General features: G+C 71.4%; 12 protein-coding genes. 10 read left to right on the plus strand and 2 right to left on the minus strand.

The window, feature by feature from the left end; genetic code table 11:
* The first annotated feature begins 21 nt into the window (after positions 1-21).
* A complete protein-coding gene (locus WA640_RS09320) occupies positions 22-2,535 on the plus strand; it encodes a tetratricopeptide repeat protein (RefSeq protein WP_335987377.1) in 2,514 nt (837 codons plus the stop codon).
* 34 nt (positions 2,536-2,569) lie between these two features.
* On the opposite strand, the gene WA640_RS09325 is transcribed toward WA640_RS09320, so the two are convergent.
* Positions 2,570-3,622 (minus strand): polyprenyl synthetase family protein, encoded by a 1,053-nt coding sequence (locus WA640_RS09325; protein ID WP_335987378.1) that lies wholly within the window; start codon positions 3,620-3,622, stop codon positions 2,570-2,572.
* 95 nt (positions 3,623-3,717) lie between these two features.
* On the opposite strand from WA640_RS09325, the gene metF reads away from it, so the two are divergent.
* The 6 genes from metF to WA640_RS09355 all read left to right on the plus strand — a co-directional run bounded on the left by metF (position 3,718) and on the right by WA640_RS09355 (position 10,066).
* Entirely contained in the window at positions 3,718-4,623 is a 906-nt protein-coding gene (gene metF / locus WA640_RS09330) for a methylenetetrahydrofolate reductase [NAD(P)H] (RefSeq protein WP_106364517.1), read from the plus strand.
* A gap of 112 nt (positions 4,624-4,735) precedes the next feature.
* Positions 4,736-5,344 carry a hypothetical protein gene (locus tag WA640_RS09335; protein ID WP_106364518.1) on the plus strand — a complete coding sequence of 203 codons (609 nt, stop codon included), beginning with the start codon at positions 4,736-4,738 and terminating at the stop codon, positions 5,342-5,344.
* A 38-nt stretch (positions 5,345-5,382) separates the two neighbouring features.
* Entirely contained in the window at positions 5,383-5,763 is a 381-nt protein-coding gene (locus WA640_RS09340) for a tetratricopeptide repeat protein (protein WP_106364519.1), read from the plus strand.
* A gap of 256 nt (positions 5,764-6,019) precedes the next feature.
* Entirely contained in the window at positions 6,020-6,541 is a 522-nt protein-coding gene (locus tag WA640_RS09345; RefSeq protein ID WP_181245789.1) for an SAV_6107 family HEPN domain-containing protein, read from the plus strand.
* Positions 6,542-6,708: 167 nt separating this feature from the next.
* Positions 6,709-8,505, plus strand: a complete 1,797-nt coding sequence (gene aspS / locus WA640_RS09350; protein ID WP_335987380.1) for an aspartate--tRNA ligase — start codon at positions 6,709-6,711, stop codon at positions 8,503-8,505.
* 217 nt (positions 8,506-8,722) lie between these two features.
* Positions 8,723-10,066 carry a serine/threonine-protein kinase gene (locus tag WA640_RS09355; protein ID WP_335987381.1) on the plus strand — a complete coding sequence of 448 codons (1,344 nt, stop codon included), beginning with the start codon at positions 8,723-8,725 and terminating at the stop codon, positions 10,064-10,066.
* A gap of 86 nt (positions 10,067-10,152) precedes the next feature.
* On the opposite strand, the gene WA640_RS09360 is transcribed toward WA640_RS09355, so the two are convergent.
* A complete protein-coding gene (locus WA640_RS09360) occupies positions 10,153-11,217 on the minus strand; it encodes a PQQ-dependent sugar dehydrogenase (RefSeq protein WP_335987382.1) in 1,065 nt (354 codons plus the stop codon).
* Positions 11,218-11,428: 211 nt separating this feature from the next.
* On the opposite strand from WA640_RS09360, the gene WA640_RS09365 reads away from it, so the two are divergent.
* The 3 genes from WA640_RS09365 to WA640_RS09375 all read left to right on the plus strand — a co-directional run bounded on the left by WA640_RS09365 (position 11,429) and on the right by WA640_RS09375 (position 14,355).
* Positions 11,429-12,295: a hypothetical protein gene (locus WA640_RS09365; protein WP_335987383.1), complete on the plus strand. Its 867-nt coding sequence runs from the start codon at positions 11,429-11,431 to the stop codon at positions 12,293-12,295.
* A 103-nt stretch (positions 12,296-12,398) separates the two neighbouring features.
* A complete protein-coding gene (locus tag WA640_RS09370; RefSeq protein ID WP_335987385.1) occupies positions 12,399-13,805 on the plus strand; it encodes a replication-associated recombination protein A in 1,407 nt (468 codons plus the stop codon).
* Positions 13,795-14,355, plus strand: a complete 561-nt coding sequence (locus WA640_RS09375; protein WP_106364525.1) for a hypothetical protein — start codon at positions 13,795-13,797, stop codon at positions 14,353-14,355. The genes WA640_RS09370 and WA640_RS09375 overlap by 11 nt, the downstream gene beginning before the upstream one ends.
* The last annotated feature ends 74 nt before the right edge of the window (positions 14,356-14,429 follow it).

Here is a 14,429-nt window from a genome sequence, read left to right on the forward strand (position 1 = left end):
CGCCCCCGCCAGCGGAGACCCGTGAATCCCGAACCCCGCCGATCCGGCAGCGCCATCGCGCAGCTCTCCTCCTGGCTGGCCGTGCACCTCTCCGACAGCGGCCGGACCGTCGCCGAAGTGGCCGACGAGCTCGGCGTGAGCGAGGAGACCGTCCGGTCCTGGCTCGCCGGCCACCGACCCGGCGACGAGGACGGCGCGTTCGCCCACCTCGACACCCCGGCCAAGCTCGGCGGCTGGCTGCGCGCCCGCATCGCCGACTCCGGATGCAGTGTCCGGCAGATCGCCGAGACCACCGAGAACGTCAGCCGGGTGACGATCTACTACTGGATCCGCGGCGAGTACCTCCCCAAGCCCCCGACCGGCGACGCCCCCGACCGCTTCGACCAGCTCCTCAGCAACCCGCGACTGGGTCTGAGCCTGCGCGAGCGCGTCGAGCTCGACGAAGTCCGCCGCCGCCTCACCGGCACCTCCCTCAACGCCGAGAAGCCCGTCGCCGACTGGGCCTCCCGCGCACTCCCGGCCGACGACAGGGCCTTCTTCGGCCGCAACCAAGAGCAGCGACGCCTGGACCGCCTGCTGCGCGAGCACCGGCGCGGCCGGTCGGTGGTCGTCGCCGCGCTCACCGGCATCGGCGGCGTCGGCAAGACCGCGCTCGCCGTGCACTGGGCGCGCAGCCGGGCGGTCAAAGCGCGCTTCGTCGACGGCTGCCTGTACGTCAACCTCAACGGCTACGCCGATCTGCCTCCGACCGACCCGCACCAGGCGCTCGCCGGCCTGCTCGAACAACTGGGCGTCGACCCGGAGGCCGTGCCGGACGACCCCGACGCACTGGCCGCGCGCTACCAGGAGGCACTGCGCGGCAAGCGAATGCTGATCGTGCTGGACAACGCCCACGCCGAACCGCAGGTCCGCCCGCTCATACCGACCGAGCCGGACTGCCTGGTCCTCATCACCAGCCGCAGCCAGCTCGACGGACTGCGCGCCACCCACTCCGGCGCCGTCCACCTGCCCCTGGACACCCTTTCAGGCGCCGAAGCCGCCTCGCTCCTGCGCGGCCTCCTGGGACGGCCGATCGCCAACGACGCCGAAGCAGACGAGATAGCGGCCTTCGCCGACGCCTGCGGCCGCCTGCCGCTCGCCATCCACATCGCGGCCGCGAACCACCGAACCCACCACGCACGGACCGCCTCCGTCGGCGACTACGCCCGCATGCTCACCGAGAACCGACTCGGCCGCTTGAACGTCGGCCCCACCGACCCGTCCACCTCGGTCGCCGTGGTCTTCGACCGGTCCTACCGCCACCTCTCCGCCCCGGCGCAGCGCACCTACCGCCTCCTCGGCCTCCACCCGGGCCTCGACCTGTCCCCGGCACTGGCGACCAGCCTCACCGGCATGAGCGCCGACGACACCGCCGCCGCCCTGATGGAACTGACCCGGGCCAGCCTGCTCACCAAGAGCCTCGAAGGCCGCTACTCCCTCCACGACCTCCTCCGGGAGCACGCCACCGCGCTGGCCGAGCGCACCGACTCGGAGGCCGAGCGCCGAAAGGCCATGCGGCGGCTGCTGGACCATTACACGCACACCGCCTGCCCTGCGGCCGCGATGATTCGGCCGAGCATCGACGAGCTCGCCATCCCGCTGGGAGTGCCGAGTCCCGGCACCGCCCCCGAATCCCTCACCGAGCGGGAGGCGGCGCGGGCCTGGTTCCAAGCGGAGCATGCGGGCATGGCCGCCGTCGTGCTCCGCCAACCGGCAGGCGAACTCGACGTCCAGGTCTGGCAGTCCGGCTGGGCGCTCTCCGGCTTCTACTACGTGCGCGGCCACATGCGCGACCAGGTCGTCCTCCAGCTCGCAGCCCTGGGCGCCGCGGAGCGGATCGGCGATTCGGCCGCGCAGGTCCACTCCCACCGGGTCCTGGCCTGGAGCTATACGGGGCTCGGGCGTTTCGAGGACAGCCGGGCGCACCTGCTCCGGGCGTTGCGGCTCGCCGTCGCGGCCGAAGACCGCATCGCGCAGGCGGCCACCCACCACGGTCTCGCCAACCTGGCCGCGCTGCAAGGACATCACGGCGCGGCACTTGAACACTCCCAGTGGTTTCTGGAGCTCTCCAGTTCACAAGGCAGCCGCATCGGCGTGTCCCGCGCGCTGAACGCGGTCGGCTGGTATCACGCCCAGCTCGGCGAGTACAAGGAGGCGATCGAATACTGCGAACGAGCACTCGATGCCTGCCAAGCGGTCGAATCCGACCTCCGCCCCCACCTGGAGGCCGCCGTATTGGACAGCCTCGGCTTCATCCACCATCGCCTCGGCCGGTACGAACGCGCACGCTCCTGTTACGACCTGGCCCTCGCACGCGTTCGCGAAGCCGGATCGCGCCGAGGAGAGGGCGAGGTGCTCTCGTCTCTCGGTGAACTCCACCTCTCGGCCGGCGACCCCGACGCCGCCCGCGAGGCGTTGCAGGAGGCGCTGGGAATCCTCACCGACATCGGCCACGCCGGCGCCGCCGACCTCCGCCGCAGGCTCGCCGACCTCTGAAGCGGTGTCGCAGCCTGAGGCCGCGGCCGCCGGCCTAGAAGTCGCGCTTCACGGCCTTCACGAGGAGGCCCGCGAAGACCTCCAGGGCCGCGGGGTCGACGTCGGCCCGCGAGTCCTCCAGGGCCGCTTCCGCTTCCGCGGCGAGCGCCTCGATGCGGTGCTCGGTGTCCGCCAGCGCGCCGGTGTCCATGAGGACCGCGCGCAGCCGCGCCACGCCCTCGGCGTCGAGGTCCGGGTCCCCGAGCCCGGCGTCCAGGGCCGCCCGGCGGCCCGCGTCGGCCGCGGCCCAGGCCCGCGCGACCAGGAACGTGTGCTTGCCTTCGCGCAGGTCGTCCCCGGCGGGCTTGCCGGTCTGCGCGGGGTCGCCGAAGACGCCGAGCACGTCGTCGCGGAGCTGGAACGCCTCGCCGAGCGGCAGCCCGATCGCCGAGTAGTGCGCGCGGACGCGCTCGGGGGCGCCCGCGAGGGACGCGCCGATGAGCAGCGGCCGCTCGATCGTGTACTTCGCGGACTTGTAGCGGGCGACCTTCGCGGCGGTGGCCTCGGAGACGTCCCGGCGCACCTCAGAGAGCACGTCGAGGTACTGCCCGGCGCTCACTTCGGTGCGCATCAGGTCGAAGTCGCTCCGCGCGGCCGCGACTTTCTCGAACGGCATCCCCGCGGAGCAGAACAGCTCGTCGGACCAGGCCAGGCACAGGTCCCCGAGGAGGATCGCGGCCGCCGAGCCGAACTCCAGGGGCCGTCCCGACCAGCCTTCGCACTCGTGGAGGGACGCGAACCTGCGGTGGATCGAGGGGGCGCCGCGCCGCGTGTCGGAGCCGTCGATGAGGTCGTCGTGCATGAGCGCGGACGCCTGGAGCAGTTCGAGGGAGGAGACGCAGGCGACGAGCTCGTCGGAGTCCTCCAGGCCCGCCCCGCGGGCGCCCCAGTACGCGAACGCGGGCCGCAGCCGCTTCCCGCCGCCGAGCACGAAGTCGCGCACCGCGTCGGCGTAGACGCCGAGCCGTTCGTCGATGCCGCAGATGACCGCGGCCTGCCGGTCCAGGAAGGCCGCCAGGGCCGCGTCGACGCGCTCGTTGAGCTCCACGTTCCGAACGCTAGACGAGCTTCCGCGCGTCCCACCTGTTGGGTGTCCGCGAATGCAGGTCAGCACACGTGTGTCAGTCCCGTTACCGTTGGGTCATGACACTCGGGACGCCCAGCGTGATGCCGGTCAAGGCCGCCAAGATCGGCGACCTGCTGCGGTCCGGCGAGCCCAAGTTCTCGTTCGAGCTGTTCCCGCCCCGCGACGAGGCCGCCGAGGGCGTCCTGTGGCGGACCATCCGCGACCTGGAGCGCCTCGGCGCCGACTACGTGTCGGTGACCTACGGTGCGGGCGGGTCCACGCGGCTCAAGACCGTCGACACCACCAACCTCGTCAACTCGGAGACGACGCTGCTGACGATGGCGCACTGCACCGCCGTCGACCACTCCGTGGCCGAGCTGCGGAACCTCATCGGCCACTTCGCGAACGTCGGGGTCCGCAACATCCTCGCGGTGCGCGGCGACCCGCCGGGCAACCCGCGCGCCGACTGGGTCCAGCACCCCGAGGGCATCCTCCACGCCCGCGAGCTCGTCGAGCTCATCAAGGAGTCCGGCGACTTCAGCGTCGGCGTCGCCGCGTTCCCCGACGGGCACCCGCGCGACGTCGACTGGGACACCGGGGTCCGCTACTTCGTGGAGAAGTGCCGCGCCGGAGCCGACTTCGCGATCACGCAGATCTTCTACGACGTCGAGGACTACCTGCGGCTGCGCGACGCCGTCGCCGCCGCCGGATGCGACATCCCGATCGTGCCGGGCATCATGCCGATCACGAACATCAAGCAGATCGAGCGGTTCGCGGTCCTCACCGGGATGGTCTTCCCCGAGGCCCTCGCCGAGCGCCTGCGCGCCGTCGCCGACGACCGCGACGCGGTCCGCGACATCGGCGTCGAGGTCGCCACCGCCATGGGCGCGCGCCTCCTCGAAGAAGGCGCCCCCGGGCTGCACTTCACGACCCTGAACCACTCGCGGTCGACGCGCCGCGTCTGGAAGAACCTGCGCCCATAGGGAACCGGACGACACGACTGGGGGATTGCGGTCACTGCCGCAACACGTAGAGTCCTCTGCTATGTCCGATGCTGCGAATACGCGTGTGATGCCGTCTGCTACAACAAGACCCATGCGCACCCGAGTGCCCGCCGACTCCCTTGTAGGCCGGGTCATCCTCTCCACCCGGTTCCAGCCCGGCGCGGTCGTCGGCGTCGGCCTCACCGCGAGCCTCTTCATCCCCGTCTGCGTCGTCGTCGGCGGCCCCGTCGTCCTCATCGCCCTGCCGCTCCTGGCGGTCACGGCCCTCGCCGACGCCTCCTACATGCTCCTGGCCGCCCGCTCCACGAGCCTGTCGCGGCGCGTCCTCGTCCTCGAACCCCTCGCCGCGCGCTGCTCCGAAGGCGCCTGGCTGCTCGCCCTGTGGCTCCTCGGCGCCCCCGGCTGGGCCGTCACCGTCACCGGCGCCCTGTGCTGGATGTACGTCCTCACCCGCATGCGCGCCCGGCAGGTCGGCCTCAACGACCTCGGCATGACCACGATGGGGGAGCGCTCGGTCCGCGAAGTGGTCGTGGCCCTGGGCCTGGGCGCGTGCGGCGTGATCGCCGTCGCCGGAGGCGGCCAGTACGCCGAGTGGACCGAAGGCGTCGTGACGATCGCGATCACCGCGTGGATGCTCCTGGCGGCCCTCGGCCTGCTCCAGCTCGTCATCGTCGTCGGCGCGGCCCTGCGCAACGACTGACCGGGAATGATCCCGCGCCCCCGGGCGTTGAGGGTCGAATGCGCTCCGACGACATCACCGACGACCAGATCGCCGCCTTCATCGACTCCGCCGCGCGCGGACGGCAGGTCCCCGAGGAGACCCAGCGCCTGCGCGACGCCGAGGAGATGCTCGCCCAGAAGGACCCGCACGCCGCCCTGAAGTTCCTGGAGCCGCTCCTGCGCGACCACCCGGAGCACCCGGACGTCATGCTCGTCGCGGCCCGCGCCTACTTCAAGTCGGCGCAGCTGAACAAGGCGCTGGCGCTCTCGGAGAAGATGGTCGAGGCCAATCCGGCCGACTTCTACGCCCGCCTGCTCCTGGGCCGCACCCTCCAGCGGATGGGACGCAACGACGAGGCGCGCGGCCACCTGCGCCTCGTGGACGAGATCACGGAGTAGCCCGCTCGGGCGGCTCCAGCGCGGCCGCCCATGCCGGGACTGTTCGAACACCGCGTGACGCGGACGGGAACACAATGGGCCGCGGACTGCATTGTCCGCGGCCCTTTCGCATTGCTGCGCAAGGGTTCTCCTGTCGGATGGGCGACAATCCGTAGCGATGCGCTGATTTTGTGCGAAGTTGGGGGTTGGAAATGTCGTACCCCTGTGGTTCCATATTTCTCGAACGCAAGTTCGAACAGAGGTTTAGGAGGCCACCATGGCTGCTTCCCGACCCGGAGCCACCCGATCCGCATCGACCGTGTCGACCGCCGGCACCGGCTCCTCCCCCCGACTCGTGCAGGCCGGCACCGTCTCCAACTCCCGCCTGCGCATTCCCGCCGACCAGCTACCGAACCGCTCCCCGCTGCAACTGCTCGCCACCGCCCGCGCCGACCTCGACGACGCCGCCGAGCGCGTGCGGCCCGGCGAGCGCTACGCCGAGGCCCACATGGCGGCGCTGCGCGTCGCCGTCGCCGTCCTCGCCGTGCGCGCCGGGGACGCCACCGGCAGGCGCCGCCCCGGCCGCCCGTCGAGCACCTGGGAGCTCCTGCGCAACGTCGCGCCCGAGCTGGAGGAGTGGGCCTCCCACTTCGCCCGCACCGCCCGCAAGCGGGTCCTCGCCCAAGCGGGCATCCCCGACATCGTCACCCCCGAAGAGGCCGACTCCATCGTCGCCGACGCGCGGCGCTTCCTCGACGTCGTGGTCCGCCTGCTTGGGTTCAGTGCTCTGGCGCGCTGAACGAAGGTGAGGGAACGGGCTCGCTGACGGCCCGACCCCTCCGGGTGACCCCTGCCGTGCCCGGCGATATGCGCGCGACCGGTGCGCACCGGCGGTTATACGATTGGCGCTGGCGCTTGACAGGCGCCGGTGTTTCACCAGTCCAATCGCTAAGGGGTTCTGAGGCCGTGTATCGGACACACCTCGCCGGCACGCTGAGTGCCGCTGACGTCGACCAGCAAGTCACCCTCGCCGGATGGGTGGCGCGTCGCCGCGATCACGGTGGGGTGGAGTTCGTGGATCTGCGCGACGCCTCGGGCGTCGTCCAGGTCGTCTTCCGCGACTCGGAGGCCGCCGAGGCCGCCCAGAAGCTGCGCAACGAGTACTGCGTGTCGATCACCGGCACCGTCGCGCGCCGCCCCGAAGGCAACGAGAACCCGGACCTGCCGACCGGTGAGATCGAGATCAGCGCGACCGCGCTCGACGTGCTCTCCGAGTCCGCGCCGCTGCCGTTCCAGATCGACGACCATGTGGACGTCTCCGAGGACATCCGCCTGCGCCACCGCTACCTCGACCTGCGCCGCACCGGCCCCAACGACGCGATCCGCCTGCGCTCCAAGGCCAACCACATCGCGCGCAACCTCCTCGCCGAAGAGGGCTACGTCGAGGTCGAGACCCCGACCCTCACCCGCTCCACCCCCGAGGGCGCCCGCGACTTCCTCGTGCCCGCCCGCCTGCGGCCCGGCTCCTGGTACGCGCTCCCGCAGTCCCCGCAGCTGTTCAAGCAGCTCCTCATGGTCGGCGGCTTCGAGAAGTACTACCAGATCGCCCGCTGCTACCGCGACGAGGACTTCCGCGCCGACCGCCAGCCCGAGTTCACCCAGCTCGACATCGAGGCCTCGTTCGTCGACCAGGACGACGTGATCGCCCTCGGCGAGCGCATCGTCTCCGCGCTGTGGTCCGAACTCGCCGACTACCGGATCCCGACCCCGATCCAGCGGCTGACCTGGCACGACGCCATGGACCGGTACGGCTCCGACAAGCCCGACCTGCGCTTCGGCCAGGAGCTCGTCGAGCTCACCGACTACCTGCGCGGCACCGAGTTCCGCGTCTTCGCCGGCGCGATCGACGCGGGCGGCTACGTCGGCGCGGTCGTCATGCCCGGCGGCGCATCCCAGACCCGCAAGGAGCTCGACGGCTGGCAGGACTGGGCCAAGGCGCGCGGCGCCAAGGGCCTCGCCTACATCACCTTCAACGCCGAGACCGGCGAGCCGAAGGGCCCCGTCGCCAAGAACCTCTCCGAGGAGCACCTCGCCGGGCTCGCCGACGCCGTCGGCGCCAAGGCCGGGGACGCGGTCTTCTTCGCCGCCTCCGCCGACCGCCGCGAGGCCCAGGAGCTGCTCGGCGCCGCCCGCCTCGAAGTCGGCAAGCGCACCGGCCTCATCGACCCCGACGCGTGGGCGTTCTGCTGGGTCGTCGACGCCCCCATGTTCGAGCGCACCGACGACGGCGGCTGGACCGCGATCCACCACCCGTTCACCTCCCCGAACCCGGAGTGGATCGACAAGTTCGAGACCGACCCGGAGCACGCGCTGACGTACGCGTACGACATCGTCTGCAACGGCAACGAGATCGCGGGCGGGTCCATCCGTATCCACGACGGCAAGGTCCAGTCCCGCGTGTTCGACGTGCTCGGCCTCACCCACGAGGACGCCAAGGAGAAGTTCGGCTTCCTGCTTGAGGGCCTCAAGTACGGCGCCCCGCCGCACGGCGGCATCGCCTTCGGATGGGACCGCGTCTGCGCGATCCTGTCCGGCGCCGACTCGATCCGCGACGTCATCGCGTTCCCGAAGACCGGCGGCGGCTTCGACCCGCTGACCTCGGCCCCCACGCCGATCACGCCCGAACAACGCGAAGAGGCGGGCATCGACTACGTTCCGGAGACGGAAGAGGAGGAAGCGGGTACCGACCCCGTTGCCTCTTAGCCCTACGATGTCGTAGTGCGCGGCCCGAGCCGACGGCTCGGGCCGCACTCGTTTTCGGAGTGCCCGGCCGCCCCTCAGCGTTTTCCGAACTGGCAGGAGTCCTTGGGAAGTGGCCGCGGCGCGTTGACGGCTGATATATGTAACATCCGGCCGATGCAGGAGTAAGAGGAGCGGGTTCGACGTGCAGAGCGGGACCTCGGTGGCGGGGCGCTACCGATTGGACGAACGACTGGCCGCGGGCGGCATGGGGGAGGTCTGGAAGGGCACCGACACCCGGCTGGGCCGCACCGTCGCCATCAAGATCTTGCACGCCGGACTCTCCAACAGCGACAAGTTCCGCGCCCGGTTCCAGCTCGAAGCCCGCGCCGTCGCCGCCCTCCAGTCGCCCGGCATCGTCGCGCTCTACGACTACGGCGAGGAGGAGGGCGACGACGGCCTCATCTCCTACCTGGTCATGGAGCTCGTCCGCGGCCGGTCGCTCGCCGAGATCCTCCGCGACCGCGGTCCGCTCCCGCCCGCCAAGGTCATGCAGATCGTCGCCGCCGCTGCCGACGCCCTGGAGACGGCCCACCGCCACGACATCATCCACCGCGACATCAAGCCCGCGAACCTCCTCGTCGACGAGGAGACCGGCGCCGCCAAGATCGTCGACTTCGGCATCTCCGCCGCCCGCGGCGCCTCCGGCCTCACCGAGACCGGCACCGTCATGGGCACCCTCGCGTACGCCTCACCCGAGCAGCTCAACGGCGCCGAGCTGACCGGCGCCAGCGACCTCTACTCGCTCGGCATCGTCGCCTACGAGGCCCTCATGGGCCGCCCGCCGTTCGTCTCCGACACGCCCGTCGCGGTCATGAACGGCCACATGACCCAGGCCCCGCCCCCGCTCTCCCGCGACATCCCGCCCGGGGTCGCCCAGGTCGTCCTCCAGGCCCTCCAGAAGGACCCGCGCGCCCGCTACGGCTCGGCCGCCGACATGGCCCGCTCCGCCCGCGAAGGACGCGTCGTCACCGGCGCCCTCCCCGCCGCCGGATCGACCCCGCCCGACGGCCAGCAGACCCAGTACTTCGGCTCCGACCAGACCGCCCTCCTCGGCGGCGCCATGGCCGCGGGCGCAGGCGGCGACACCGCCGCGCAGCCCACGAGCCAGCTCGGCCAGACCGAGGAGAAGAACCGCGCCACCATGTGGTTCATCATCGCAGGCATCGTTGCGGCGCTGGCCCTCATCGGCGGCCTGATCTGGTGGATCAACACCAACAACGACGATCCCCGCGGGAACATCACCGACAACACCACCTCGCCCACCGAGACGGTGACGACCGAGAGCGAGTCGCCGACCGAAGAGGAGACGACCACCGAGGACGACGACGACACCTGGGACCGGACCACCGACGAGGAGACCTCGGAGACTCCGAGCGAGGAGCCGACCACCGAGGAGCCCACGACGGAGGAGCCGACAGGCGATCCCACGGGCGATCCGACTGGGGACCCCACGGGCGATCCCACGGGCGATCCGACTGGTGATCCGACCGATCCCGACCCGACTGAGGGTGCCACTCAGTAGCAATAGCAGCGCAACGCAATTGCGGCCCGCGGATCGTACATCCTATAGGAAATAGGATGTACGATCCGCGGGCCGCGCCGCGTTCGCTAAGCCTCGATCGGCCTGTACCGCAAGACCTTGTCGGTCCCGTTGCCGTTCGAGGTGGTCACCCACAGCCAGCCGTCCGGTCCGAGTTCGACCGTGCGGATGCGGCCGAGGGTCGACTCAAGGACCGCGACCGGTTCTCCCGCTTCGCCGTCGGCGACCGGGACCGTCCACAGGCGCTGGCCGCGCAGGGCCGCGATGTAGGCGGTGTCGCCCACGACCTCGGCGCCCGAAGGGGACGCCTCCGCGGTCGACCAGGTGGCGATCGGGTCGACGAACTCGGGCCCTCCGCCGGTGCCCTCGACCTCGGGCCAGCCGTAGTTGCCGCCCGCGACGCCGAAGTTCAGCTCGTCCCAGGTGTTCTGGCCCAGTTCCGAGAAGTACAGGTCCCCGTCGGCGTCCCAGGACAGGCCCTGGACGTTGCGGTTGCCCCACGTGTAGACCAGCGATCCCTCGAACGGGTTGTCCTCGGGCACTGAGCCGTCGGGGTTCGCCCGCAGGATCTTCCCGCCGAGGCTGTCGAGGTCCTGCGCGTTCGCGGTGTCGTTCGCGTCGCCGGTGGTGATGTACAGCTTGCCGTCGGGTCCGAACGCCAGGCGGCCGCCGTTGTGGTTGAGCGCGGAGGGGATGCCGGTGACGACCGGCACGGGGTCGAACGATTCGAGGGTGAACCGCACCACCCGGTTGTCCTCCTCAGTGGACAGATATGCGTAGACCCAGCCGTCGGTCGCGAAGGTCGGCGAGACCGCCAGGCCCAGGAGCCCGCGCTCGTCGATCGAGCTCGTGCCGCCGACGACGTCGAGCGTCCCCAGGACGGCCGGGTCGGCATCGGTGCCGATGCGCAGCACGTCGCCCGAGTTGCGTTCGGCCACAAGGCCTGAGACGCCGTCCGGGAGGAACGCGAGCCCCCAGGGGATGGTGAGGCCGGTGGCGACGGTGTCGCCGTTCGCGAAGTCGAACGCCGGGGTCTGCGCGGGGGCCTCGTCCTGCGCGGACGCCGCGGTGGTGCCCGCGGCCAGCATGATCCCGGCGAGCGCCGCGCCGATGGCGGGCAGTCTGCGTCGCATGGCTGCTCCTTCTCTCTCGTGGTGCCGGTACGGAAGCGGAGAAATCATGACATTGAGGTATTTCGATGGAATTGCCATCCTAAGCAGGTATCGCCCGTGATGTCCACCGGCAACCGACCCGTCATGTGAACGGAGCCGTACCCCGGCGCGTTGCCCGCGTCCCTTAAGCTCAGAGCAGGAACGCAGATCCCCAGACCCCAGGAGCACACCCATGCACTCCCGCACCTCCTTGCGCCTCACCGGCGTCGTCGCCGTCGCCGCGTTCGGCCTCGGCCTCGCCGCCTGCGGCGACGGCTCCAACGACACCGCCGGAGGCGGGTCCGGCGACACCGCGGACAACGAGGCCGCCGCGGCCCTGTCCCCGCAGGAGGCCGTGCTGGCCGCCGTGACCGGGCTCGACGACGACTCCTACGTCATGGAGTCGTCCATGACCGTCAGCGGCTCCGAGTTCGTCGCCATGACCACCACAGTCGACGGCGAGAACGCCAAGTCCGTGGGCGACATCTCCATGAGCGCCATGGCCGAGGCCGCGGGCGAGGAGATCGACCCGAGCATGGCCTCCCTGTTCGGCGACATGCACTCCGAGTCGATCATCGTCGGCGACACCGCCTACATGCAGTTCAGCGGCGGCATGTTCGACGGGATGGCCGAGCAGTACGGCGAGGACGCCTGGTTCACCCTCGACATGACCGAGGGCGACATGGCCGAGGTCTACGGCCAGTTCGGCGGCCTGGACCTCAAGGCCCAGACCGAGACCATGCTCAGCAGCCTGGAGAACGTCGAGGAGACCGGCGACAACACCTTCACCGGCACGCTCTCCGCCGACTCCGAGGCGCTCGCCCCCTTCGTCGAGGACATCCCCGACGCCGACGCCACCGCGCTCGAAGGCACCGAGGTGACCGTGACCCTCGACGACAACGGCCTGCTGAAGTCGATGACCATGGCCCTCCCCGAGATGGACGGCATCGTCATGGAGATGACCTCCGAGATCACCGAGATCGGCGGCTCCTACGACATCGCGGCCCCCGACACGGACAACCTCGTCCCGTTCGAGGAGTTCATGCGCTCGGGCATGTAGCCCCGCACGCTTTGAGGGCCGCCGCACCACCGGTGCGGCGGCCCTTCGCGCGTCCGGACGCCAGCCCACAGCAACGTCTCGGTTGTGCGGTCCGCTCATGCGCATGGCTTACGCTGAAGGCGAGATGGACGCACCAGGCCTGTTCGATATCGCCCAGCCGCCCGAGCCGCAGCAGTCGGGCATCCTCGGCACCGGCGCCGCCACCGGCGACGAGCCGCTCGCGGTGCGCATGCGCCCGCGCGCCCTCGACGAGCTCGTGGGCCAGGACCACCTGCTCGGCGCGGGGTCGCCGCTGCGGCAGGTCGTCGAGGGCCGCCAGCCGCTCTCGGTGATCCTGTGGGGCCCGCCCGGCTCCGGGAAGACCACGATCGCGCATCTGGTCGCCCAGTCCGGCGACCGGCGCTTCCGCGCGATGTCGGCCCTCAACTCCGGCGTGAAGGACGTGCGCGCCGCGATCGACGAGGCCCGCCGCATCCGCCGCACCGGCGGCCCTCAGACGATCCTGTTCATCGACGAGGTCCACCGCTTCACCAAGACCCAGCAGGACTCGCTCCTCGGCGCCGTCGAGGACCGCACGATCACGCTCCTGGCCGCCACCACCGAGAACCCGTACTTCTCCGTGGTCGCGCCGCTGGTCAGCCGCTGCGTGCTCCTGACGCTGCGGGAGCTCGACGCCACGGACATCGGCGAGCTCGTCGACCGCGCCGTCGCCGACGAGCGCGGCCTGAACGGCGAAGTGACCCTTGAGGCAGAAGCCCGCGAGCACCTCGTGCGCACCGCCGCCGGGGACGCCCGCAAGGCCCTGACCGCCCTCGAAGCCGCGGCCCTCTCGGTCGGCGAGGACGACACCATCACCGTCGCGGTCGTCGAGGCCGCCATCGACACCGCCGCGGTCCGCTACGACCGGGACGGCGACGGCCACTACGACGTGGCCTCCGCGTTCATCAAGAGCCTCCGCGGCTCCGACGTCGACGCCGCGATGCACTACCTGGCACGCATGGTCGTCGCCGGGGAGGACCCGCGGTTCATCGCCCGCCGCCTCGTCATCTTCGCCTCAGAGGACGTCGGCATGGCCGACCCGACCGCGCTCCAGACCGCCACCGCCGCCGCGACCGCGGTCGAGCGCATCGGCATGCCCGAGGCCCGCATCAACCTCGCGCAGGCCGTCGCCCACCTCGCGACCGCCCCGAAGTCCAACGCGGTGATCACCGCGATCGACGAGGCCATCCGCGATGTGCGCCAAGGGAAGATCGGACCGGTCCCGCCGGACCTGCGCGACGCCCACTACGGCGGCGCGAAGAACCTCGGCCACGGCGCCGCCTACGTCTACCCGCACGCCGACCCGCGCGGCGTCGTGCCGCAGCGGTACGCGCCCGACGTCGTCGCCGGACGCGACTACTACCGGCCCACCCGCCACGGCCTGGAAGGCGAGATCGGGCCCCGCCTCGACAAGCTCCGCCGCATCGTCCGCAAGGCCGACGAAGGCAGGAAGCCCGCCGATGGCGACTGACCGCCCGCCGCGGCCGGGCCGCCTCGCGGCGGCGCTGGAGGGCACCGGGGCCCGGATCGAGCGGCTGCGCATGGGCGTCATCGCGATCGGCGTCTCGGCGGTGCTGCTCGTGGCCGCGGTCCTGTTCCTCGGCCGCGCCGTCACCGTCGACCCGACCCGCCGCGCCGCCGACGAGCTCGCCGTCCCGGCCTGGGCCGCCGTGAGCGTCGCCGACGAGACGTACGGCTCGCGCTGGTGCGTGGGGGAGTGCCGGGTCCGCATGCGCACCTGGGAGTCCGAGGGGACCGTCGAGGACACGTCCCAGGTGTACTGGGAGGCCGTGCTCAACGCCGGGTGGGCCCCGGCCGAGCCGGGGACGTGCGTCGGCGGCATCGGCGAGGAGGGCTGCTATGTGCGCGACGAGCTGTACCTGGAGCTGTGGGTCGTACCCGTCGAGTGCGACGACCGGTACGAGCTGTGCGTCGGCTCGGAAGTGACCGCGGTCGTCGCCGCCCAGGCGGCCCTGCCGCGCCTCGCGGAGGACCGCCGCGCCCTCACCGAGGCCGGATAGGCCGGGCCGCGCCCCGTTGCGTCGGATGTCCGATCCCGCAAGGTAAGGTCGGGGCTGCGTCGCTTCTACGCGCG

The organism is Glycomyces sp. MUSA5-2, assembly GCF_037034145.1.
Taxonomy (GTDB): Bacteria; Actinomycetota; Actinomycetes; order Mycobacteriales; family Micromonosporaceae; genus Glycomyces; species Glycomyces artemisiae.